Source organism: Pseudomonas sp. JS3066, assembly GCF_036328175.1.
GTDB lineage: Bacteria > Pseudomonadota > Gammaproteobacteria > Pseudomonadales > Pseudomonadaceae > Metapseudomonas.
In genome coordinates this window covers 5,949,731-5,969,634 of record NZ_CP143312.1, presented here as the reverse complement: position 1 = coordinate 5,969,634, position 19,904 = coordinate 5,949,731, and the positions used below count along the sequence as shown (strand labels likewise).

General features: G+C 64.6%; 17 protein-coding genes. 9 read left to right on the top strand and 8 right to left on the bottom strand.

What is annotated here, in order from left to right:
• Positions 1–272: 272 nt before the first annotated feature.
• A complete protein-coding gene (locus SA496_RS27985) occupies positions 273–905 on the top strand; it encodes a response regulator transcription factor (protein WP_120655299.1) in 633 nt (210 codons plus the stop codon).
• A gap of 30 nt (positions 906–935) precedes the next feature.
• Here SA496_RS27985 and SA496_RS27980 read toward each other — a convergent pair whose 3' ends face one another.
• The 4 genes from SA496_RS27980 to choX form a co-directional block, all read right to left on the bottom strand.
• Positions 936–1,415: a thioesterase family protein gene (locus SA496_RS27980; protein ID WP_120653471.1), complete on the bottom strand. Its 480-nt coding sequence runs from the start codon at positions 1,413–1,415 to the stop codon at positions 936–938.
• Between the two features lie 99 nt (positions 1,416–1,514).
• A complete protein-coding gene (locus tag SA496_RS27975) occupies positions 1,515–2,480 on the bottom strand; it encodes an L-carnitine dehydrogenase (RefSeq protein WP_120653472.1) in 966 nt (321 codons plus the stop codon).
• Positions 2,481–2,603: 123 nt separating this feature from the next.
• Positions 2,604–3,488 carry a 3-keto-5-aminohexanoate cleavage protein gene (locus SA496_RS27970; RefSeq protein WP_120653473.1) on the bottom strand — a complete coding sequence of 295 codons (885 nt, stop codon included), beginning with the start codon at positions 3,486–3,488 and terminating at the stop codon, positions 2,604–2,606.
• 73 nt (positions 3,489–3,561) lie between these two features.
• Complete coding sequence (gene choX, locus SA496_RS27965) at positions 3,562–4,500, bottom strand: choline ABC transporter substrate-binding protein (RefSeq protein WP_120653474.1); 939 nt, start codon at positions 4,498–4,500, stop codon at positions 3,562–3,564.
• 225 nt (positions 4,501–4,725) lie between these two features.
• Between choX and SA496_RS27960 the strand changes: the two genes are divergently transcribed.
• Positions 4,726–5,721 (top strand): GlxA family transcriptional regulator, encoded by a 996-nt coding sequence (locus tag SA496_RS27960; RefSeq protein ID WP_120653475.1) that lies wholly within the window; start codon positions 4,726–4,728, stop codon positions 5,719–5,721.
• A 67-nt stretch (positions 5,722–5,788) separates the two neighbouring features.
• On the opposite strand, the gene SA496_RS27955 is transcribed toward SA496_RS27960, so the two are convergent.
• From SA496_RS27955 to SA496_RS27940, 4 genes are read right to left on the bottom strand one after another with little or no spacing between them, the layout of a single operon-like run.
• Positions 5,789–6,010: a formate dehydrogenase subunit delta gene (locus SA496_RS27955; RefSeq protein ID WP_120653476.1), complete on the bottom strand. Its 222-nt coding sequence runs from the start codon at positions 6,008–6,010 to the stop codon at positions 5,789–5,791.
• The gene (fdhF, locus tag SA496_RS27950) at positions 6,007–8,883 is read right to left on the bottom strand and encodes a formate dehydrogenase subunit alpha (RefSeq protein ID WP_153917545.1); all 2,877 of its coding nucleotides are present in this window, start codon (positions 8,881–8,883) and stop codon (positions 6,007–6,009) included. Before fdhF ends, SA496_RS27955 begins: the two co-directional genes overlap by 4 nt.
• A complete protein-coding gene (locus SA496_RS27945; RefSeq protein WP_330114792.1) occupies positions 8,880–10,439 on the bottom strand; it encodes a formate dehydrogenase beta subunit in 1,560 nt (519 codons plus the stop codon). The genes fdhF and SA496_RS27945 overlap by 4 nt, the downstream gene beginning before the upstream one ends.
• Positions 10,433–10,915: a formate dehydrogenase subunit gamma gene (locus SA496_RS27940; RefSeq protein WP_120653479.1), complete on the bottom strand. Its 483-nt coding sequence runs from the start codon at positions 10,913–10,915 to the stop codon at positions 10,433–10,435. Before SA496_RS27940 ends, SA496_RS27945 begins: the two co-directional genes overlap by 7 nt.
• A gap of 599 nt (positions 10,916–11,514) precedes the next feature.
• Here SA496_RS27940 and SA496_RS27935 point away from each other — a divergent pair.
• The 7 genes from SA496_RS27935 (at position 11,515) to SA496_RS27905 (ending at position 19,785) form a co-directional block, all read left to right on the top strand.
• Positions 11,515–12,492, top strand: a complete 978-nt coding sequence (locus SA496_RS27935) for a dipeptidase (RefSeq protein ID WP_120653481.1) — start codon at positions 11,515–11,517, stop codon at positions 12,490–12,492.
• 159 nt (positions 12,493–12,651) lie between these two features.
• The gene (locus SA496_RS27930) at positions 12,652–13,182 is read left to right on the top strand and encodes a 4-vinyl reductase (protein ID WP_044871140.1); all 531 of its coding nucleotides are present in this window, start codon (positions 12,652–12,654) and stop codon (positions 13,180–13,182) included.
• Between the two features lie 15 nt (positions 13,183–13,197).
• Positions 13,198–15,258 carry a dimethylglycine demethylation protein DgcA gene (gene dgcA, locus SA496_RS27925; protein ID WP_120653482.1) on the top strand — a complete coding sequence of 687 codons (2,061 nt, stop codon included), beginning with the start codon at positions 13,198–13,200 and terminating at the stop codon, positions 15,256–15,258.
• A gap of 158 nt (positions 15,259–15,416) precedes the next feature.
• Positions 15,417–17,375 (top strand): dimethylglycine demethylation protein DgcB, encoded by a 1,959-nt coding sequence (gene dgcB, locus SA496_RS27920; RefSeq protein ID WP_120653483.1) that lies wholly within the window; start codon positions 15,417–15,419, stop codon positions 17,373–17,375.
• Between the two features lie 130 nt (positions 17,376–17,505).
• Complete coding sequence (etfA, locus tag SA496_RS27915; protein WP_153917553.1) at positions 17,506–18,738, top strand: electron transfer flavoprotein subunit alpha; 1,233 nt, start codon at positions 17,506–17,508, stop codon at positions 18,736–18,738.
• Complete coding sequence (etfB, locus tag SA496_RS27910) at positions 18,728–19,507, top strand: electron transfer flavoprotein subunit beta (RefSeq protein ID WP_120653485.1); 780 nt, start codon at positions 18,728–18,730, stop codon at positions 19,505–19,507. The genes etfA and etfB overlap by 11 nt, the downstream gene beginning before the upstream one ends.
• 32 nt (positions 19,508–19,539) lie before the next feature.
• Positions 19,540–19,785 carry a hypothetical protein gene (locus SA496_RS27905; RefSeq protein ID WP_120653486.1) on the top strand — a complete coding sequence of 82 codons (246 nt, stop codon included), beginning with the start codon at positions 19,540–19,542 and terminating at the stop codon, positions 19,783–19,785.
• The last annotated feature ends 119 nt before the right edge of the window (positions 19,786–19,904 follow it).

Below are 19,904 nucleotides of genomic sequence, written 5' to 3'. Positions count from 1 at the left end.
GATACCCAAAAACAGTGCTGGCAAGCCTCAAGGGCAGGTGAAAGTTAGTACGAAGTTATCGGATCAGTCTGAACGACAAGTTGCTTAGATTCTGAATAGGATTTCAGTTAATGCCAACTTGACTCATCTCGGCGCTGAGCGAAACGAACCCAAACCTCAATGGGCCGGCGTGGCCATCCGCATCTTCGATAGCCCCCCCGTTTTCAACGGCAATTTCAGAAGGCCTGTGAGCGCTCCGTACTCATTGGAAACCTGACATGGAGAACCAACAGATGAACAAGGTACTGCTGATCGACAATCAGTCCATGATCCGATTTGCAACTCGTGTACTGCTGGAGCGAGAAGACTACGAAGTGGTCGGTGAGACCGAGAGCGGAGTAGAAGGCCTGAGCATGGCGCGTGCGCTTCGCCCCGACCTGGTGATTCTGGATATCGCCATTCCCAAGCTCGATGGCCTGGAAGTGCTGGGCCGGCTCAGCAGCATGGACGCCAACCTCAAGCTGCTGGTGCTGACATCGCTGCCGGCCTCGCTGTATGCCAACCGCTGCCTGCAGGCGGGCGCCACCGGATACATGTCCAAGCAGGAACAGGCGGTCAGCCTGATCTCGGCCGTGCGATCGGTATTGTCCGGGTACAGCCTGTTCCCCAGCACCGTGCACCTGCCGGATTCCTCGCAGCGCGGAGAATGCAGCGATAGCCATCTGCTGGATACGCTGTCCGACCGCGAGCTGGCGGTCCTGCAGAATCTGGCTAATGGCAAGAACAACCAGGAAATCGCCAAGCAGCTGTTCATCAGCCACAAGACAGTAAGTACCTACAAATCCCGTTTGATGGACAAGCTGAAGACCCGCAACCAGGTCGACCTGATCGACTTCGCCCGCCGTTACGTGGTACCCACCCCCTGAGCGCACACGCCAGCCTGGTTTGACGCCGCCTCAGCGAGGCGGCGGCAGACCGATCACACAACCCACGTGCCGAGGCCGTGGCAGTTCGCAATGAGCCGCAGCGATTACCTCGACCTTCGCCGCCACAGGGGCAGCGAAAACCGCCGACCGCGAGGCCTCGGCATCCACGTTCATCAGCATCTGCTCGCTGGCCGCCAGCAACTCATCTCCCCCCTTCAGATACAGCCCGTGGTGGATTTGCAGCCGCTTGGCGTCATGGCCGAGCAGTTGCGTGCGCACCTCCACTTCGGCACCCAACTTCACCTCCGCCAGGTAATTGAGATGGCATTCCAGCGTGAACAGCGTGTGCCCCGTGACGGCACGTCCCTTTTCGTCAAGGCCGATTTCGTCCATCAAGGCATCGGTGGCGTAGCTGAAGATCAGCAGGTAGAACGCATCCCGCAGGTGACCGTTGTAGTCCACCCAGTCTGGAAGGACGGCGGTGCGGTAGGTAGTCAGGGCTGTGGGCATGCTATGGCTCCGATACAGGATGTTGGGCTGCGCTCCGCTCAGCACCAACCTACCGCATTCCCGTAGGTTGGTGCTGGCCTGCGAGGTCCAACGAATGGATCACTCGGCGAAGGCGAAACCGTGTGCCGACTTCGTTTCGCGGACGGCGCCAAGGACCGCCAGCAGGCAGTCGTCACGGTAGCGCTCCAGCTCGGCGATGCTGCGCGACCCCTGTTGCTCGGACGTGCCCTCCACCACCCGGTCGATCAGGGCGTCGGTCAGTTCCGGCGCCGGCAGGTAGGTCCACGGCAGTTGCAACGCCGGGCCGAACTGGGCCATGAAATGCCGCATGCCGGCATTGCCACCTGCCAGGGTGTAGGTCAGGAAAGTCCCCATGAACGACCAGCGCAAGCCGGCGCCGAAACGGATGGCATCGTCGATCTCGCCGGTGCTGGCCACGCCGTCATTCACCAGGTGCAGCGCCTCGCGCCAGAGGGCTTCGAGCAGGCGGTCAGCGATGAAGCCGGGCACTTCCTTGCGTACGTGCAGTGGACGCATGCCCAGTGCGGTGTAGATTTCGATCGCGGCCTGGACAGCCTCTGGCGCGGTTTTCTCACCGCCTACCACTTCCACCAGCGGCAGCAAATAGACGGGGTTGAACGGGTGGCCAACCACGCAGCGCTCCGGATGAACCGCGTCAGCGTAGAACTCGCTGGGCAGCAAGCCCGAGGTGCTCGAGCCGATGATCACATCCGGACGTGCTGCAGCGCTGATCTTCGCGTGCAGGTCGAGTTTCAGATCGAGACGTTCGGGAGCGCTTTCCTGGATGAAATCGGCATTGCGCACACACTCCTCGATGGTCTCGACAAAGCGCAGGCGCTCCTGCGAAGCACCGGGCGCCAGCCCCTGTTTCTGCAGCGCAGGCCAGGCATTGGCGATGCGCGAACGCAGGGCGGCCTCGGCACCGGGAGCCGGGTCCCAGGCGATGACGTCGAGGCCGTGAGCCAGGGCGCGGGCGATCCAGCCGCTGCCGATGACGCCGCTGCCGAGGGCGGCAAAGGTCTTGATCTGAGTGACGAAGGACATAGTGGCTCCTGGACGGGCAAATCGAATTGGGTTTCCGGGGAAACAGTCCGTAGGAGCGAGCTTGCTCGCGAAGCTCCTGGAAGCGTCATTCGCGAGCGAGCTCGCTCCTACACGTGCGTACGGTCAGCGGCGCTTGAGCTTCATCTTTTCGCGCCCTTCAGCCGGAGTAAGGGCACGGCCGCCAAGGCGCTGGATGATCTCGATGGCCCGTTCCACCAACTGGCCATTGCTGGCGTGCACGCCACGATCCAGCCAGATGTTGTCTTCCAGGCCTACGCGGACGTTTCCGCCCAGCAGCATTGCCTGGGCCACCATCGGCATCTGCGAGCGACCGATGCCAAAGCCTGCCCAGGTGATGCCCGGCGGCAGGTTGTCGGCCATGGCCTTCATGGTGGTGGTGTCGGCCGGTGCGCCCCACGGGATGCCCAGGCAGATCTGGATCAGTGGATCTTCCAACAGGCCTTCCTTGAGCATCTGCTTGGCGAACCAGAGATGGCCGGTGTCGAAGATTTCCAGCTCGGCCTTCACGCCGAGCTCGGTAATGCGCTTGGCGCCGGCACGCAGTTGTGCCGGGGTGGAGACGTAAATGAAGTCGCCATCACCGAAGTTCAGGGTGCCGCAATCAAGGGTGCAGATTTCCGGCAGCAACTCCTCCACATGGGCCAATCGCTCCAGTGGGCCGACCAGGTCGGTGCCGGTGCCGAACTCCAGGGGCTGCTCGCCCTTGCCGATTTCCAGGTCGCCGCCCATGCCGGCGGTGAGGTTGATGATGATGTCGGTGTCGCTCTCGCGGATGCGCTCCACCAGCTCGCGGTACAAGGCCACATCGCGGCTCGGCTTGCCGGTCTTCGGGTCGCGCACATGGCAGTGCGCGACGGTGGCGCCGGCCTTGGCGGCTTCGATGGCGGCGGCAGCGATTTCCTTCGGAGTGACGGGAATGGCCGGATGCTTGCCGACGGTATCGCCGGCGCCGGTGACGGCACAGGTGACGATGACTTCGTAGTTCACGGTTGTTTCATCCTTCTGCGAGGCGATCGGAAACCGTGCGCGGGCTGGCCCGCGCACTGGGCGGTGCGTTGAGTTACTTCAGCGAAGCGAGGGCGCTATCAATGCCACTCTTACCGTCGAAGGTGGTGATCCCGGCGAGCCAGCCCTTGACCACTTCAGGGTTGGCCTTGAGCCATTGGCGGGCGACCTTGGCCGGGTCCTGCCGCTCCATGATCGGCTGCATCAGCTCCGCCTCCTGCGCGCTTGTGAAGCGCAGGTTGGTCAGCAGGCGATCTGCGTTGGGGCAGCGTTGGGCGAAGTCCGGAGCGGTGACAGTAGAGACCGTGGCGGCGCCATCATTGGGGCCGAACACGTCCTCACTACCGGTGAGGTAGGTGATGGGCATCTGAATGTTCATCGGATGCGGCTTCCAGCCGAAGAAGACTACCGGCTTGTTGTTCTTCACCGCGCGCTTGACCGCCGTGAGCATGGCCGCCTCGCTGGACTCCACCAGCTTGAAGCCGCCCAGGCCGAACTGGTTGGTGTCGATCATCTTCTGGATCGCGGTATTGGCGCCGGAACCGGACTCGATACCGTAGATCTTGCCGTCGAGCTGGTCCTTGAACTTCGCGATATCGGCAAAGGTGCGCAGGCCCGACTCAGCGGTGTAGGTGGGTACGGCGAGTACGGCGATGGCATCGCTCAGCGAAGGCTCTGCGGCGACCTTCACCGACTTGGCTTCGAGGAAGGGCTTGATGTTGTCGTCCATGATCGGCTTCCAGTAGCCGAGGAAGACGTCGACCTGTTTCTTCTGGATGCCGGCGAAGATGATCTGCTGCGAGGCCTGGGTCTGGCTGGTCTGGTAGCCCAGGCTGCCAAGCAGTTCGTTGGCAACGGCGGTGGTGGCGACAACGTCGGTCCAGCCGACCACGCCTACGCGGATCTTCTGGCAACTGGCGTCTTCGGCGGCGAATGCGGCGGAACTGGAGAGGGCGAACAAACAGCAACCAGCGAATGCAGTAAGACGTTTCATTGATGCTCCCCTTGCGGCCAAACGGTTCATGTATTTGTTGTGCAGGAGCCGGGGGCGACTCCTTCCGTTTTCGGGCGCCACTACAACCCGATGGACACAAATTACGCAGCGTTGCGCCCAACGATTCGAACTAAAACGACCACCTGTTGAACAGGAACGACCACCTTTCTTGCGCTCTCCTGGCCATTCCCTTTTAGTGGGTTATCCCACCCGTGGAAACCGATCATGTCCCAGACTTTCAGCTTCCTTCTGCTGCCTGGCTTCTCGATGATGGGACTGATGTCGGCGGTGGAACCCTTGCGGGTGGCCAACCGATTTCGCGGCGAGCTTTACCGCTGGCACCTGCTCAGTCTGGACGGCGGGCCGGTAGCGGGCAGCAATGGCATGTCGCTGAATGTCGACGGCGGGCTGGAGACTCCACCGGACGGGGATTGCCTGTTCGTGGTCGCCGGCTTCGACCCGCTCGCCAGCTTCGGCCCACGTCTGGCCCACTGGCTAAACCGAGCCGAGCACGAGGGGTTGCTGCTGGGGGGGATCGATACCGGCAGCTTCGTGCTGGCCGAAGCCGAGCTGTTCAGCCGGCAGCGCCTGACCCTGCACTGGGAAGCCATCGAGGCTTTCCAGGAGCGCTACCCGGCGCTGAGCGTCACCCAGGAACTCTTCGAGATCGATGGACGGCGCATCACCAGTGCCGGCGGTACCGCCAGCCTCGACCTGATGCTCACCCTGATCGCCCGCAGCCACGGCGAAGCCCTGGCGCTGCAGGTATCCGAGCAGTTCGTGCTGGGTCGCATCCGCACCCAGCAGGACCACCAGCGCATGCAGGTCGCCAGCCGCTTCCATGTGCACAACAAGAAGCTGGTGCAGGTGATTGGCGAAATGGAGCGGCACAGCGAGACACCGCTGACTTCGCGGGAGCTGGCTGAACTGGTGAGCGTCACGCCGCGCCAGCTGGAGCGGTTGTTCCGTCTGCACCTGAAGGAGACGCCGTCGAACTTCTACCTCGGCCTGCGCCTGGAGAAGGCCAGGCAGCTACTGCGCCAGACCGACATGAGCGTGCTGGAGGTAGCGCTGGCCTGCGGCTTCGAGTCCTCGTCCTACTTCTCCCGCGCCTACCGCGCGCGCTTCAACACCTGCCCGAGCCAGGACCGGCATGAGCATCCGGATCAGGAGCCTGTGGGGGCGAATTCATTCGCCAAGCAGGCCGCAGGTCTGCCCTGAAACCTTGCAGGGGCAACCAGGCCACCCTTGGCGAATGAACACGCCCCTGCAAGGAACAAACCGCTGGCTACGCCACCCTCCCCTGCTCCGCCAGCGCCTGCTGGACCAGGGGATGCAGGCTTTCACCGTGGTGTTCCACTTGCCAAGCCATCAGTTCGATACGCATGGCCGGCGTCCAGAAGCTCTGCAGGTGTGTACGCACCCCCTTCACAGCCTGCTCCTTGTCCGGTTCGGAGGCGAAGAACTGGGCGATCTGGTTGGCCATCTTGATCAGGTTGTCGGTGCTCATCGGCGTACCTCGACTTTTTCGGTCCTGCGGCGTTCCTTCAGCAGGCGCCGCTGTTCGTCACTGAACTGCTGATACCGTTTCTGCCATTCGGAGGGCTGGTAGACCCTTGAGACCTCCACCGCCGTCACCTTGTATTCCGGGCAGTTGGTGGCCCAGTCGGAGTTATCGGTGGTGATCACGTTGGCCCCCGATTCGGGGAAGTGGAAGGTGGTGTACACCACGCCCGGCGCCACCCGCTCGGACACCTTGGCACGCAGTACCGTCTGCCCGGCGCGACTGCCCACGCCCACCCAGTCGCCTTCGTTGATACCCCGGCTTTCGGCATCGCTCGGGTGGATTTCCAGGCGATCCTCCTCATGCCAGGCAACGTTGTCGGTACGTCGGGTCTGGGCGCCGACGTTGTACTGGCTGAGAATGCGGCCGGTGGTCAGCAGCAGCGGGTAGCGGCTGTTGACCTTTTCTTCGGTGGGCACATAGCCGGTGAGCATGAAGCGCCCTTTGCCGCGTACGAACTCCTCGATGTGCATGGTCGGGGTGCCGTCCGGGGCGGCGTCGTTGCACGGCCACTGCAGGCTGCCATGGCGATCCAGCTCGGCGTAGCTGACGCGCGTAAAGGTCGGCGTCAGGCGCGCGATCTCGTCCATGATCTCGGAGGGATGCTTGTAGTCCATGCGATAGCCCAGCGCATTGGCCAGGGCCACTGTGGCTTCCCAGTCGGCCTTGCCGCCCAGCGGGTCCATTACCTTGCGCACCCGCGAGATGCGCCGCTCGGCATTGGTGAAGGTGCCGTCCTTCTCCAGGAACGAGCTGCCCGGCAGGAACACATGGGCGAACTTGGCGGTTTCGTTGAGGAAGATGTCCTGCACCACCACGCACTCCATCGCCGACAGAGCGGCAGTGACGTGCTGGGTGTTGGGGTCGCTCTGGGCGATGTCCTCGCCCTGGCAGTAGAGGGCTTTGAAGGTACCGCCGAGGGCCGCCTCGAACATGTTGGGAATGCGCAGGCCCGGATCGGGCTGCAGGGTTACGCCCCAGGCCTGTTCGAACTGGTGGCGCACCGCGTCGTTGGAGACGTGACGGTAGCCCGGCAGCTCGTGGGGGAAGGAACCCATGTCGCAGGAACCCTGGACGTTGTTCTGCCCGCGCAGCGGGTTCACGCCGACGCCCTCGCGGCCGATGTTGCCGGTGACCATGGCGAGGTTGGCGATACCCATGACCGCGGTGCTGCCCTGGCTGTGCTCGGTAACGCCGAGGCCATAGTAGATGGCCGCGTTGCCGCCGGTGGCGTAGAGGCGGGCGGCGGCGCGGATGTCGTCAGGCGACACGCCACAGATCGGCCCCAAGGCTTCAGGCGAGTTTTCCGGCTTGCTGACGAAGTCGCGCCAGCGGGTGAAATCCGTTGCCTCGCAACGGGCGTCGACGAAGCTCTGGTTGACCAGGCCCTCGGTGACTATCACGTGGGCCAGGGCGTTGAGCATGGCCACGTTGGTGCCCGGACGCAGCGCCAGGTGCAGCTCGGCGCGGGCGTGGGGGGAATCCACCAGGTCGATGCGCCGTGGGTCGATGACGATCAGTCGCGCGCCCTCACGCAAGCGCCGCTTGAGCTGGGAACCGAACACCGGGTGGGCATCCGTGGGGTTGGCGCCGATCACCAGCACCACGTCGGCCTGCATCACCGAGTCGAAGCTCTGGGTGCCGGCGGACTCGCCCAGGGTCTGCTTGAGGCCATAGCCAGTGGGCGAGTGGCAGACGCGGGCGCAGGTATCGACGTTGTTGTTGCCGAAGCCGGCGCGCACCAGCTTCTGTACCAGGTAGGTTTCCTCGTTGGTGCAGCGGCTGGAGGTGATGCCGCCGATGGAATCTCGCCCGTACTTGAGCTGGATTCGCCGGAACTCGCTGGCTGCATAGGTAACCGCCTCGTCCCAGCTGACTTCCTGCCAGGGGTCGTCGATGTGCTTGCGGATCATCGGTTTGGTGATGCGGTCCGGATGGGTGGCGTAGCCGAAGGCAAAGCGGCCTTTGACGCAGGAGTGGCCGTGGTTGGCCTGGCCATTCTTGTCCGGGACCATGCGCACCAACTGGTCGCCCTTCATCTCGGCGCGGAAGGAACAGCCCACGCCGCAGTAAGCGCAGGTGGTGATGACGCTGCGCTCCGGCTGGCCCATCTCGACCACGCTCTTTTCCATCAGCGTGGCGGTCGGGCAAGCCTGTACGCAGGCGCCGCAGGAAACACACTCGGAGTCGAGAAAATTGTCGCCGCCCGCGGCAGCGACGCGAGACTCGAAGCCACGGCCGCTGATGGTCAGGGCGAAGGTGCCCTGGGTTTCCTCGCAAGCACGCACGCAGCGGTTACAGACGATGCACTTGCTCGGGTCGTAGTCGAAATAGGGGTTGGAGACGTCCTTCTGCTCATCCAGGTGATTGGCGCCGTCGTAGCCGTAGCGCACCTCGCGCAGGCCCACCTGGCCGGCGACCGTCTGCAGCTCGCAGTTGCCGTTGGCCGAGCAGGTCAGGCAGTCCAGCGGGTGATCGGAGATGTACAGTTCCATCACATTGCGGCGCAGGGTGGCGAGCTTGGGCGTCTGGGTATGGACCACCATGCCTTCGCTCACCGGCGTGGTGCACGAGGCCGGATAGCCGCGCATGCCGTCGATCTCCACCAGGCACATACGGCAGGAGCCGAACGCTTCCAGGCTGTCGGTGGCGCACAGCTTGGGGATGGTGGTGCCAAGCAGCGCCGCGGCACGCATGACCGAGGTGCCGGCCGGCACGCTGATCTCGCGGCCGTCGATGCTCAGGCTGACCTGCACGTCGCTTTCGCGGGCCGGAGTGCCCAGGTCGATGTCGCTGGCAGGATCGAAGATATTGATCATTGGTCGGCCTCCACTGGCTCAAGACCGAAGTCGGCAGGGAAATGCTTGAGAGCGCTGGTCACCGGGTAGGCGGTCATGCCGCCAAGAGCGCAGAGCGAGCCGTAGGTCAGGGTGTCGCAGAGGTCCTTGAGGAGAATCACCTGCTCGTCCCGCGCGGCGGCATTGGGAGCCGCCAGCAGGCGGTCCACCACTTCCACGCCCCGGGTGGAGCCGATACGGCACGGCGTGCACTTGCCACAGGACTCCTCGGCGCAGAACTGCAGGGCGAAGCGGGCCATGTGGGCCATGTCCAGGCTGTCGTCAGCGACCACCACACCACCGTGACCGAGCATCGCGCCCATGGCGGCGAAGGCCTCGTAGTCCAGCGGCGTATCGAATTGCGACGGCGGCACCCAGGCGCCCAGCGGGCCGCCCACCTGCGCGGCCTTCAGCGGGCGGCCACTGGCAGTGCCGGCGCCATAGTCTTCCACCAGCTCGCGCAGGGTCAGGCCGAAGGCGCGCTCCACCAGGCCGCCGTGACGGATGTTGCCGGCCAGCTGGAAGGGCATGGTGCCCAGCGAGCGGCCCATGCCGAAGTCCCGGTAGAACTGCGCGCCACGGGCGAGGATGACCGGCACCGACGCCAGGGTTAGCACGTTGTGCACCAGGGTCGGCTGGCCGAACAGGCCTTGCAGCGCCGGCAGCGGCGGCTTGGCACGGACCACGCCGCGCTTGCCTTCGAGCGAGTCCAGCAGAGCGGTCTCTTCACCGCAGATGTAGGCACCGGCGCCTACGCGCACTTCCAGGTCGAAGGCCAGGCCACTGCCGCCCACGTCTTGGCCAAGGAAGCCTGCGTCACGAGCAATGGCCAGCGCGGCGTTCAAGTTGTCCACAGCCTGCGGGTATTCGGAGCGGACGTAGATGTAGCCCTTGGTTGCGCCGACAGCGAGGCCGGCGATGGCCATGCCTTCGATCAGCAGGAAGGGGTCGCCTTCCATCAGCATGCGGTCGGCGAAGGTGCCGGAGTCGCCCTCGTCAGCGTTGCACACCACGTACTTCTGCTCGGCCACGGCCCCGCGCACGGTGCGCCACTTGATGCCGGCCGGGAAGGCTGCGCCACCCCGGCCACGCAGGCCGGAATCCAGCACAGCGGCGACGATATCGTCGCCCTTCTGGCTGATCGCGCGGCTCAGGCCCTCGAAGCCGTCGTGGGCGCGATAGTCATCCAGTGACAGCGGCCGGGTGATGCCGGCCCGGGCAAAGAGCAAGCGCTGCTGACTCTTCAGGTAGGGGATTTCCTCCACCGGCCCCAAGGCCAATGGATGGGCGCCCGCATTGCCTTGCAACGCGTCCAGTAACGACGGCACGTCTTCAGGTGCCACCGGACCGAACCCCAACCGACCCTCGGCGCTGTCCAGCTCCACTAGCGGCTCCAGCCAGTACAGGCCTCGGGAGCTCGTGCGCTTGATCTCCAGCGGCAGATTGCGCTGTTCGGCCTCGTGGGCGAACGCAGCTGCCACGTCGTCTGCCCCGACAGCGCGGGCGACGGAATCACAGGGAATGCACAGCCTCAGCATGAACCGTCCTCCAGGCAACCGTTCACCAGGGAACGCAAGCGCTCGGGCGTGAGCCGTGCATGCACGCGACCATCCAGTTCGAGGGCCGGCGAACAGGCGCAGGCGCCCAGACAGTAGACCGGTCGCAAACTGATCTGGCCATCGGCACTCGTACCGTGGTCGTCCAGCTCAAGTTGCTCGCGCAGCTGCGCAGCCAACTGTTCGGCACCCATGCTCTGGCAGGACTCGGCGCGGCACAGGCGCAGGGTATGGCGCGCCGGCGGCGTGGTGCGGAAGTCGTGGTAGAAGCTGATCACACCGCGCACTTCGGCCAGGCTGAGGTTGAGTGCATGAGCGATTTCGGGAATAGCGACGTCGGGGATGTACCCGACACCACTCTGGATGGCATGCAGGATCGGCAACAGGGCACCGGGGGCGCTCTTCTCGCGCTCCAGCACACTGTGGATCAGAGGCAGGTGAAGCGTCTCATCGGGCATACAGCGTTCCTCTGCTTCGCGGACGACAGGTCAATGCCATTCGTCGTCCGGAGGTATCGGCTGCGGCTCACCTGCCACGTCACGGAGCGTGGCCTTGCGGCGGCCGTCCTTGCGCCCTGTCCGGGCGTCTTTGCGCACTAGTCCAGAGCATTCGGGGAGCTTGCCATTCCCGCCATTCGGGAATTTCACCCCTGCGACCCTGCGCATCCTGAAACCGACCTTGGGGGAAATCGGCGCTCTTACCTTCTTTATAGGTGCTTCGCGCGCGTACTTGGGGCGAGGCGGACCTGTGGTGCTTCCGGGGATCAACTGATGCACTCCTGCAGGAGCGAATTCATTCGCGAAAGGGCTGCGCAGCAGCCCTTGTTGCTCCAAGGGCACGCCTTCGACGTGCAATCGCGAATGAATTCGCTCACACAGGCCGGTGCCAGCGCCTTGGAACCCCCCCCATCCGAACCCCGCTTGCCCATTCGCGACCGGCTTGACGCTTTCGGCAATACCCCGGTCGCTTTTGCGCGATAGCGCCGGATTCCCCAGGGATATGCTCCCCTCAAAGCGCCGGCAGAAGATTCGGCGCATGGATAACAGGGGACAGCCTGATGAGCCCAGCCGAACTGCACGCCGACAGCATCGTCATCGACGGTCTGATCATCGCCAAGTGGAACCGTGAACTCTTCGAAGACATGCGCAAGGGCGGCCTGACCGCAGCCAACTGCACCGTGTCGGTCTGGGAGGGCTTCCAGGCGACGGTGAACAACATCACCGCGAGCAACAAGCTGATCCGCGAGAACGGCGACCTGGTGATTCCGGTGCGAACCACCGCCGACATCCGCAAGGCCAAGGAGCAAGGCAAGACCGGCATTCTCTACGGCTTCCAGAATGCCCATGCGTTCGAGGACCAGATCGGCTACGTCGAGGTGTTCAAGCAGCTGGGCGTGGGCATCGTGCAGATGTGCTACAACACCCAGAACCTGGTCGGCACCGGCTGCTATGAGCGCGACGGCGGTCTCTCCGGCTTCGGTCGCGAGATCGTCGCCGAGATGAACCGTGTCGGTGTCATGTGCGACCTCTCCCACGTGGGTTCCAAGACTTCCGAAGAAGTCATCCTCGAATCCAAGAAGCCTGTCTGCTACTCCCACTGCCTGCCGTCCGGCCTGAAAGAACATCCACGCAACAAGTCCGACGAAGAGCTGAAGTTCATCGCCGATCACGGCGGTTTCGTCGGCGTGACCATGTTCGCTCCCTTCCTCGCCAAGGGCATCGATTCGACCATCGACGATTACGCCGAAGCCATCGAGTACGTGATGAACATCGTTGGCGAAGACGCCATCGGCATCGGTACCGACTTCACCCAGGGCCATGGCAAGGAATTCTTCGAGTGGCTGACCCACGACAAGGGTTACGCCCGCCGCCTGACCAACTTCGGGAAAATCGTCAACCCGCTGGGCATCCGCACCGTGGGCGAGTTCCCCAACCTCACCGAAACCCTGCTCAAGCGCGGCATGCCCGAGCGCGTCGTGCGCAAGGTCATGGGCGAGAACTGGGTCCGCGTGCTGAAGGACGTCTGGGGCGAATAAGCGCTCTTCGCCCCTCTCCCTCTGGGAGTGGGGCCGGGGGTGAGGGATGTCGAATCCCGCTCGCACCCCCTTAAACCCTCACCCCAACCCTCTCCCAGAGGGAGAGGGGGTTAATTCGGCCCGCAGCCGGGCCCAATCGAATTCCGGAGCTAGAACAACATGGCCAAACACGCCCCCGAACTGCCCATCGAAGTCGACAGCGAAACCGGTGTCTGGACCACCGACGCCCTGCCGATGCTGTACGTGCCCCGTCACTTCTTCGTGAACAACCACATGGGCATCGAGGCCGAACTGGGCCCGGAGCGCTACGCCGAGATCCTCTACAAAGCCGGCTACAAGTCCGCCTGGCACTGGTGTGAGAAGGAAGCCGAATGCCATGGCCTGGAAGGCGTGGCGGTGTTCGAGCACTACATGAAGCGTCTGTCCCAGCGCGGCTGGGGCCTGTTCCAGATCGAATCCATCGACCTCGACAAGGGCACCGCCGAGGTGCGCCTGAAGCACTCTGCTTTCGTCTACGTGTACGGCAAGGTCGGTCGCAAGGTCGACTACATGTTCACCGGCTGGTTCGCCGGCGCCATGGACCAGATCCTCCAGGCCCGTGGCAGCAGCATCCGCACTGTCGCCGAACAGGTGTACAGCGGCTCCGAAGAAGGCCACGACGACGGCCTGTTCATCGTCAAACCTCTGTAAGGCGAGGAAAGGGCAATGGCATTCGAAGCAATGTTCCAGCCGATTCAGATCGGCAAACTCACCATCCGCAACCGTGTGCTGTCCACCGCCCACGCAGAGGTCTACGCCACCGACGGCGGCATGACCACCGACCGCTATGTGAAGTACTACGAAGAGAAGGCCAAGGGCGGCATCGGCCTGGCCATCTGCGGCGGTTCCTCGGTAGTGGCCATCGACAGCCCCCAGGAGTGGTGGAGCTCGGTGAACCTGTCCACCGACCGCATCATCCCGCACTTCCAGAATCTGGCCGACGCCATGCACAAGCACGGCGCCAAGATCATGATCCAGATTACCCACATGGGGCGTCGTTCCCGTTGGGATGGTTTCAACTGGCCGACCCTGATGTCGCCGTCCGGCGTCCGCGAACCGGTGCACCGCGCTACCTGCAAGACCATCGAGGTAGAAGAGATCTGGCGCGTGATCGGCAACTACGCCCAGGCCGCGCGCCGGGCCAAGGAAGGCGGCCTGGACGGCGTCGAGCTGTCTGCCGTGCACCAGCACATGATCGACCAGTTCTGGAGCCCGCGCGTCAACAAGCGTACCGACGAGTGGGGCGGCACCTTCGAAGGCCGCATGAAGTTCGGCCTGGAAGTGCTCAAGGCCGTACGCGCTGAAGTCGGCGACGACTTCTGCGTCGGCATGCGTATCTGCGGTGACGAATTCCACCCGGACGGCCTGTCCCACGACGACATGAAGCAGATCGCCAAGTACTACAGCGACACCGGCATGATCGACTTCATCGGCGTAGTTGGCTCGGGTTGCGACACCCACAACACCCTGGCCAACGTGATCCCGAACATGAGCTTCCCGCCGGAGCCCTTCCTGCACCTGGCGGCCGGCATCAAGGAAGTGGTCAACGTCCCGGTCCTGCATGCGCAGAACATCAAGGACCCGAACCAGGCCACCCGCATCCTGGAAGGCGGCTACGTGGACATGGTGGGCATGACCCGCGCCCACATCGCCGACCCGCACCTGATCGCCAAGATCAAGATGGGCCAGGTTGACCAGATCAAGCAGTGCGTTGGCGCCAACTACTGCATCGACCGCCAGTACCAGGGCCTGGACGTGCTCTGCATCCAGAACGCCGCCACTTCCCGCGAATACATGGGCGTACCGCACATCATCGAGAAGACCACCGGCGTGAAGCGCAAGGTGGTCGTCGTCGGCGGCGGCCCGGCTGGCATGGAAGCGGCGCGCGTGGCGGCCGAGCGTGGCCACGACGTGACGCTGTTCGAGAAGAAGGATCAGCTCGGCGGCCAGATCACCATCGCTTCCAAGGCGCCGCAGCGTGACCAGATCGCCGGTATCACCCGCTGGTACCAACTGGAGATCGCGCGCCTGGGCGTCGACCTGCGCCTGGGCACCGCGGCCGACCCGGACACCATTCTCGACCTCAAGCCGGACATCGTCGTCCTGGCCAACGGTGGCCATCCGTTCCTGGAGCAGAACGAGCACTGGGGCGCGGCGGAAGGCCTGGTGGTCAGCAGCTGGGACGTGCTCAACGGCACCGTGGCGCCGGGCAAGAATGTGCTTGTCTACGACACCATCTGCGAGTTTGGCGGCATGTCGGCAGCGGACTATCTCGCCGAGAAAGGTGCCCAGGTTGAAATCGTCACCGACGACATCAAGCCGGGTATCGCCATGGGCGGCACCACCTTCCCGACCTACTACCGCAGCATGTACCCCAAGGAAGTGATCATGACCGGCGACCTGATGCTGGAGAAGGTCTACCGCGAGGGTGACAAGGTGGTGGCGGTACTGGAGAACGAGTACACCGGCGCCCGCGAAGAGCGCGTGGTGGACCAGATCGTCATCGAGAACGGCGTGCGTCCGGACGAGGGCCTGTACTACGCGCTCAAGGAAGGTTCGCGCAACAAGGGCCAGATCGACGTGGAGGCACTGTTCGCCATCAAGCCGCAGCCCTGCCTGAGCCAGCCCGGCGACGGCTACCTGCTGTTCCGGATCGGCGACTGCGTGGCCCAGCGCAACACCCACGCGGCGATCTACGACGCTTTGCGTCTGTGCAAGGACTTCTGATGAGCGCTCCCCTCTCCCTCTGGGAGAGGGGCCGAGGGTGAGGGGTGGCAAGGGCCGGTACGGACTCCCAGTAACGCCAAGCTTCCCTCACCCCGACCCTCTCCCAGAGGGAGAGGGAGCCATCCGTGCCGCTTCCAGGTCCCGGTAGGAGACCAACAATGCTGAACACCCTTCTTCCCATCCTGCTCTTCGCCGCCCTCGGCCTTGCCGTGCTTGGTGCCGCGAAGCGCTTTTTCATGTGGCGCCGGGGTAGACCCGCGAAGGTCGACTGGATCGGCGGCCTCATGAAGATGCCACGCCGCTACCTGGTGGACCTGCACCATGTGGTCGAGCGCGACAAATACATGTCCAAGACCCACGTGGCGACTGCCGGCGGTTTCGTGCTGTCGGCCCTGTTGGCGATCGTGGTGCATGGCTTTGGCCTGCACAGCCGGATCCTCGGCTTCGCCCTGCTCGCCGCCACCGTACTGATGTTCGTAGGCGCCCTCTTCGTCGCCAAGCGCCGCAGCAATCCGCCGTCCCGCCTGTCGAAGGGGCCATGGATGCGCCTGCCGAAGAGCCTGCTGATGTTCTCGGCGAGCTTCTTCATCGCCACCTTGCCGGTGGCCGGCATCCTGCCGGAAGGCTTCGGCGGCTGGTTCCTCGCCGGTATCCTCGCCATTGGCGTCGCCTGGGGTGTTTCCGAGCTGTTCTTCGGCATGACCTGGGGCGGCCCCATGAAGCACGCCTTCGCCGGTGCGCTGCACCTGGCTTGGCACCGCCGCGCCGAGCGCTTCGGCGGCGGCCGTTCCACCGGCCTCAAGGCGCTGAACCTGAACGACCCCGAGGCGCCCCTGGGCGTCGAAAAGCCTACCGACTTCACCTGGAACCAGTTGCTCGGCTTCGATGCCTGCGTGCAATGCGGCAAGTGTGAGGCCGTGTGCCCCGCCTTCGCCGCCGGCCAGCCGCTGAACCCGAAGAAGCTGATCCAGGACATGGTCATCGGTCTCGCTGGCGGTAATGACGCCAAGTTCGCCGGCAGCCCGTATCCGGGTATCCCGCTGGGCGAACACGCCGGTGGCCCGCACCAGCCGATCGTGGTCCAGGGCGGCAAGGGTCTGGTGGAAGCGGACACCCTCTGGTCCTGCACCACCTGCCGGGCCTGCGTCGAGGAATGCCCGATGATGATCGAGCACGTCGATGCCATCGTCGACATGCGCCGTCACCTCACCCTGGAAAAGGGCGCCACTCCGAACAAGGGCGCCGAGGTGCTGGAAAACCTGATCGCCACCGACAACCCCGGCGGCTTCGCCCCTGGCGGTCGCCTGAACTGGGCCGCTGACCTGAACCTGCCGCTGATGAGCGAGAAGAAGCAGGCCGACGTGCTGTTCTGGGTCGGCGACGGTGCCTTCGACATGCGCAATCAGCGCACCCTGCGAGCCTTCGTCAAAGTGCTGAAGGCCGCCAACGTCGACTTCGCCGTGCTCGGCCTGGAAGAACGCGACAGCGGTGACGTGGCACGGCGCCTGGGTGACGAGGCCACCTTCCAGCAACTGGCCAAGCGCAACATCGCCACCCTCAACCAGTACCGTTTCAAGAAGATCGTTTCCTGCGATCCGCACAGCTTCCATGTGCTGAAGAACGAGTACGGCGCCCTCGGTGGCAGCTACGAAGTCCTGCACCACAGCACCTACATCAACGAACTGGTGCAAGGTGGCAGCCTCAGCCTCGGCCAGCACAAGGGCGGCAGCGTGACTTACCACGACCCGTGCTACCTGGGCCGCTACAACGGCGAGTACGAAGCTCCGCGCGCCGTGCTCAAGGCCATCGGTATCGAAGTGAAGGAAATGGAACGTTCCGGCTTCCGTTCCCGTTGCTGCGGCGGTGGTGGCGGCGCGCCGATCACCGACATTCCCGGTAAGCAGCGGATTCCGGACATGCGCATGGTGGACATCAAGGAAACCGGCGCCGAGCTGGTGGCCGTGGGCTGTCCGCAGTGCACCGCGATGCTCGAAGGCGTGGTAGCGCCCCGCCCGGAGATCAAGGACATCGCCGAACTGGTAGCCGACGTGCTGATCGAGGCGCCGGTGGAAGCAAAAAAGCCTTCGGCGGTTAAAGCTGCCGTGGAGGTGGCGTGATGGTAGGCACAGCACTGGCAGCACGTGGAGGAGCGAGCTTGCTCGCGAACCGCCACGGCGCCGACGTGATCCCCTTCGAGAGCAAGCTCGCTCCTACGATGCATTCCGACTCGCCATTGGAGACCCGCCCATGAGCGACATCATCCGCCGCGACCCGCGTGCCGAGTGGATCGCCCGCAACCGCCTGCACCCCCTGCATGCCGCCATGCAAAACCAGGGGCAGACGAGCTGGATGGGCCCCAACGGCCTGATCCGCAAGAATCCCCACGCCGCGGCTGCCGGATTCATCGGCCCCAACGGCGTAAAACGCATTGACCGCAGCGGTGCCCAGCAGGGCACTGCCGGCAAACGCAGCGCCGCCAGCGAGGTGATACAGCTGCCGCTGCACGTGATCGAACAACCGGCCTTCCACATCTGCGTCGTGCCGGACATGGTCGGTGGCCGTCTGTCCAGCCACGACAAGGACCTCCTCGGCCTGGCCAACAAGCTGGCCGGCAGCGAGGGTGCGGTGGTTGCCGTGCTCTTCGGCGAGGACAAGGAATCGGCCTTCGACACCGCAGGCGTTGACCGCATCCTGCGTATCGAAGGCAGCGAGTTCGATGGCTACTCACCGGAAGCCCGCGTGTTGGCGTTGAGCGCCGTGGAAAGCCAGTTGGCCCCACGTCACTGGCTGCTGCCCGATAGCCGCACCGGTGGCGGCGAACTGGGTCGTCGGCTGGCCGCGAAGCTGGGTGAGCGCCCGGCCACCCGCGTCTGGCAGGTCGCCAATGAACAGGCCACCGGACGCGCAGGTGCGGGTCGCGAAGACCTGGTACGCAGCGTGCCCCGTCTGATCCTCGCTGCGGCCGAGTGCGCAGAACCGGTCAGCGAAACCCGTCATGAAGCCCGTGAGCTGGACCTGACAGCGAACATTGCCCACAGCCTGCCACGCATCGAGGATCTCGGCCCGGTAGCCGTGGACCCGGCGCAGATCCCCATGGCCGAAGCGGAGTTCATTCTCTCCGGCGGCAACGGGGTGAAGGATTGGGCACTGTTCCACGAGGCCGCCGGGGCCCTGGGCGCTACCGAAGGTGCTTCCCGCGTGGCGGTGGACGACGGCTTCATGCCGCGCAACCGCCAGGTCGGCGCCACCGGTACCTGGGTCACCGCACGGGTCTACCTGGCCGTGGGCATCTCCGGCGCCATCCAGCACCTGCAGGGCATCGGCGCCTGCGACAAGGTGGTGGCGGTGAACATGGACCCGGGCTGCGACATGATCAAACGCGCCGATCTCTCGGTGATCGGCGACTCCGGCGCCATCCTCGCCGCGCTGATCCAGCTGGCCACCGAATACCGTCAGGGAGGGGCACGCGATGCCGCATGACGCACTGAAGATCGTCAGCCTGGTCTCCATCGGCGCGCATCCCACCTCGGGCCGTGCGCGCCGCGCCGACCAGGATGCCCGCGCGGTGGAACTCGGCCTGCGCCTGGCGGGCCCACGCCTGCGCGTGTTGCATGCCGGCAACCCCCATGAAGAAGCCTTGCGCGCCTACCTGGGTATGGGTCTGGATGAACTGATCGTCCTCGAGCAGGGACCGCAGGACGACGCCCTGCATTCGCTGGGGGACTTCCTCCGCGAGAGCGGCGCCCAGCTGGTGCTCACCGGCAGCCAGGCGGAAACCGGCGAAGGCTCGGGGCTGCTGCCCTACCTGCTGGCCGAACGCCTGGGCTGGCCGCTGGTAGTAGGTCTTGCCGAGGTGGAGAAAGTCGAAAATGGCGTGGCCCAGGTGCTGCAAGCCCTGCCTCGTGGCCAGCGCCGCCGGCTGAAGGTGCGCCTGCCCTTCCTCGCCAGTGTCGACAACGCCGCACCCACTGCGCGGCAGAGCGCGTTCGGCCCGGCCCGGCGGGGTCGCATCGAAGCGGAAGACGTCGAGCTGGTGGAGGATGTACTGTTCGCCGAGGCCCAGCTGCAACCGGCCCGCCCACGGCCCAAGCGGCTCAAGGTGATCAAGGCCAAGACCGGCGCCGAGCGGATGAAGGCGGCGACCGCCAAGGCATCAGGCGGTGGCGGCCAGGTACTCAAGGATGTCTCGCCGCAGGCGGGCGCCGAAGCTATCTTCAAACTGTTGCTGGAAGAGGGCGTGCTGCGCTGATCGCGCAGCACCTGACGCGGAGGAATAGCGCGATGATGCATGCCGATCTGATCGACCAGGAAGACTTTCGCGAGCGCCTGGTGGCGCTGGGAATCAGCATACCGCCAGGGGTGAGCGCCGAGCAGGCCTGCGAGCAGGCCGTGAGCGGTCTCAGCCCGGAGCGCGCGGTCGCCCTGCGGCGCCTGGTGGAAGAGTTGCTGGGGGGCAGCGCCACGCTGTTGCCGAACGTGCGCGAAGCCATTTCGCGCACCCTGCTGCCGGCACTGGTGCCACGCTGACACGCTGAATCCGGGAAACGAGAAAGGGCGCCAATGGCGCCCTTCTTCATTCCCGTAGGGTGCGCACGGCGCACCGCGGGGATTACGTGGAGCGCACGGCGCACCCTACCCACTCGTCG

What these genes read in the sequence shown, in the direction of transcription:
- SA496_RS27940 (WP_120653479.1), bottom strand. Translation starts at nt 10,915, where the DNA reads ATGCCCGATGAGACGCTTCACCTGCCTCTGATCCACAGTGTGCTGGAG.
- dgcA (WP_120653482.1), top strand. Translation starts at nt 13,198, where the DNA reads ATGGCATTCGAAGCAATGTTCCAGCCGATTCAGATCGGCAAACTCACC.
- SA496_RS27945 (WP_330114792.1), bottom strand. Translation starts at nt 10,439, where the DNA reads ATGCTGAGGCTGTGCATTCCCTGTGATTCCGTCGCCCGCGCTGTCGGG.
- etfB (WP_120653485.1), top strand. Translation starts at nt 18,728, where the DNA reads ATGCCGCATGACGCACTGAAGATCGTCAGCCTGGTCTCCATCGGCGCG.
- SA496_RS27960 (WP_120653475.1), top strand. Translation starts at nt 4,726, where the DNA reads ATGTCCCAGACTTTCAGCTTCCTTCTGCTGCCTGGCTTCTCGATGATG.
- dgcB (WP_120653483.1), top strand. Translation starts at nt 15,417, where the DNA reads ATGCTGAACACCCTTCTTCCCATCCTGCTCTTCGCCGCCCTCGGCCTT.
- SA496_RS27935 (WP_120653481.1), top strand. Translation starts at nt 11,515, where the DNA reads ATGAGCCCAGCCGAACTGCACGCCGACAGCATCGTCATCGACGGTCTG.
- SA496_RS27930 (WP_044871140.1), top strand. Translation starts at nt 12,652, where the DNA reads ATGGCCAAACACGCCCCCGAACTGCCCATCGAAGTCGACAGCGAAACC.
- choX (WP_120653474.1), bottom strand. Translation starts at nt 4,500, where the DNA reads ATGAAACGTCTTACTGCATTCGCTGGTTGCTGTTTGTTCGCCCTCTCC.
- SA496_RS27905 (WP_120653486.1), top strand. Translation starts at nt 19,540, where the DNA reads ATGATGCATGCCGATCTGATCGACCAGGAAGACTTTCGCGAGCGCCTG.
- etfA (WP_153917553.1), top strand. Translation starts at nt 17,506, where the DNA reads ATGAGCGACATCATCCGCCGCGACCCGCGTGCCGAGTGGATCGCCCGC.
- SA496_RS27985 (WP_120655299.1), top strand. Translation starts at nt 273, where the DNA reads ATGAACAAGGTACTGCTGATCGACAATCAGTCCATGATCCGATTTGCA.
- SA496_RS27955 (WP_120653476.1), bottom strand. Translation starts at nt 6,010, where the DNA reads ATGAGCACCGACAACCTGATCAAGATGGCCAACCAGATCGCCCAGTTC.
- fdhF (WP_153917545.1), bottom strand. Translation starts at nt 8,883, where the DNA reads ATGATCAATATCTTCGATCCTGCCAGCGACATCGACCTGGGCACTCCG.
- SA496_RS27975 (WP_120653472.1), bottom strand. Translation starts at nt 2,480, where the DNA reads ATGTCCTTCGTCACTCAGATCAAGACCTTTGCCGCCCTCGGCAGCGGC.
- SA496_RS27980 (WP_120653471.1), bottom strand. Translation starts at nt 1,415, where the DNA reads ATGCCCACAGCCCTGACTACCTACCGCACCGCCGTCCTTCCAGACTGG.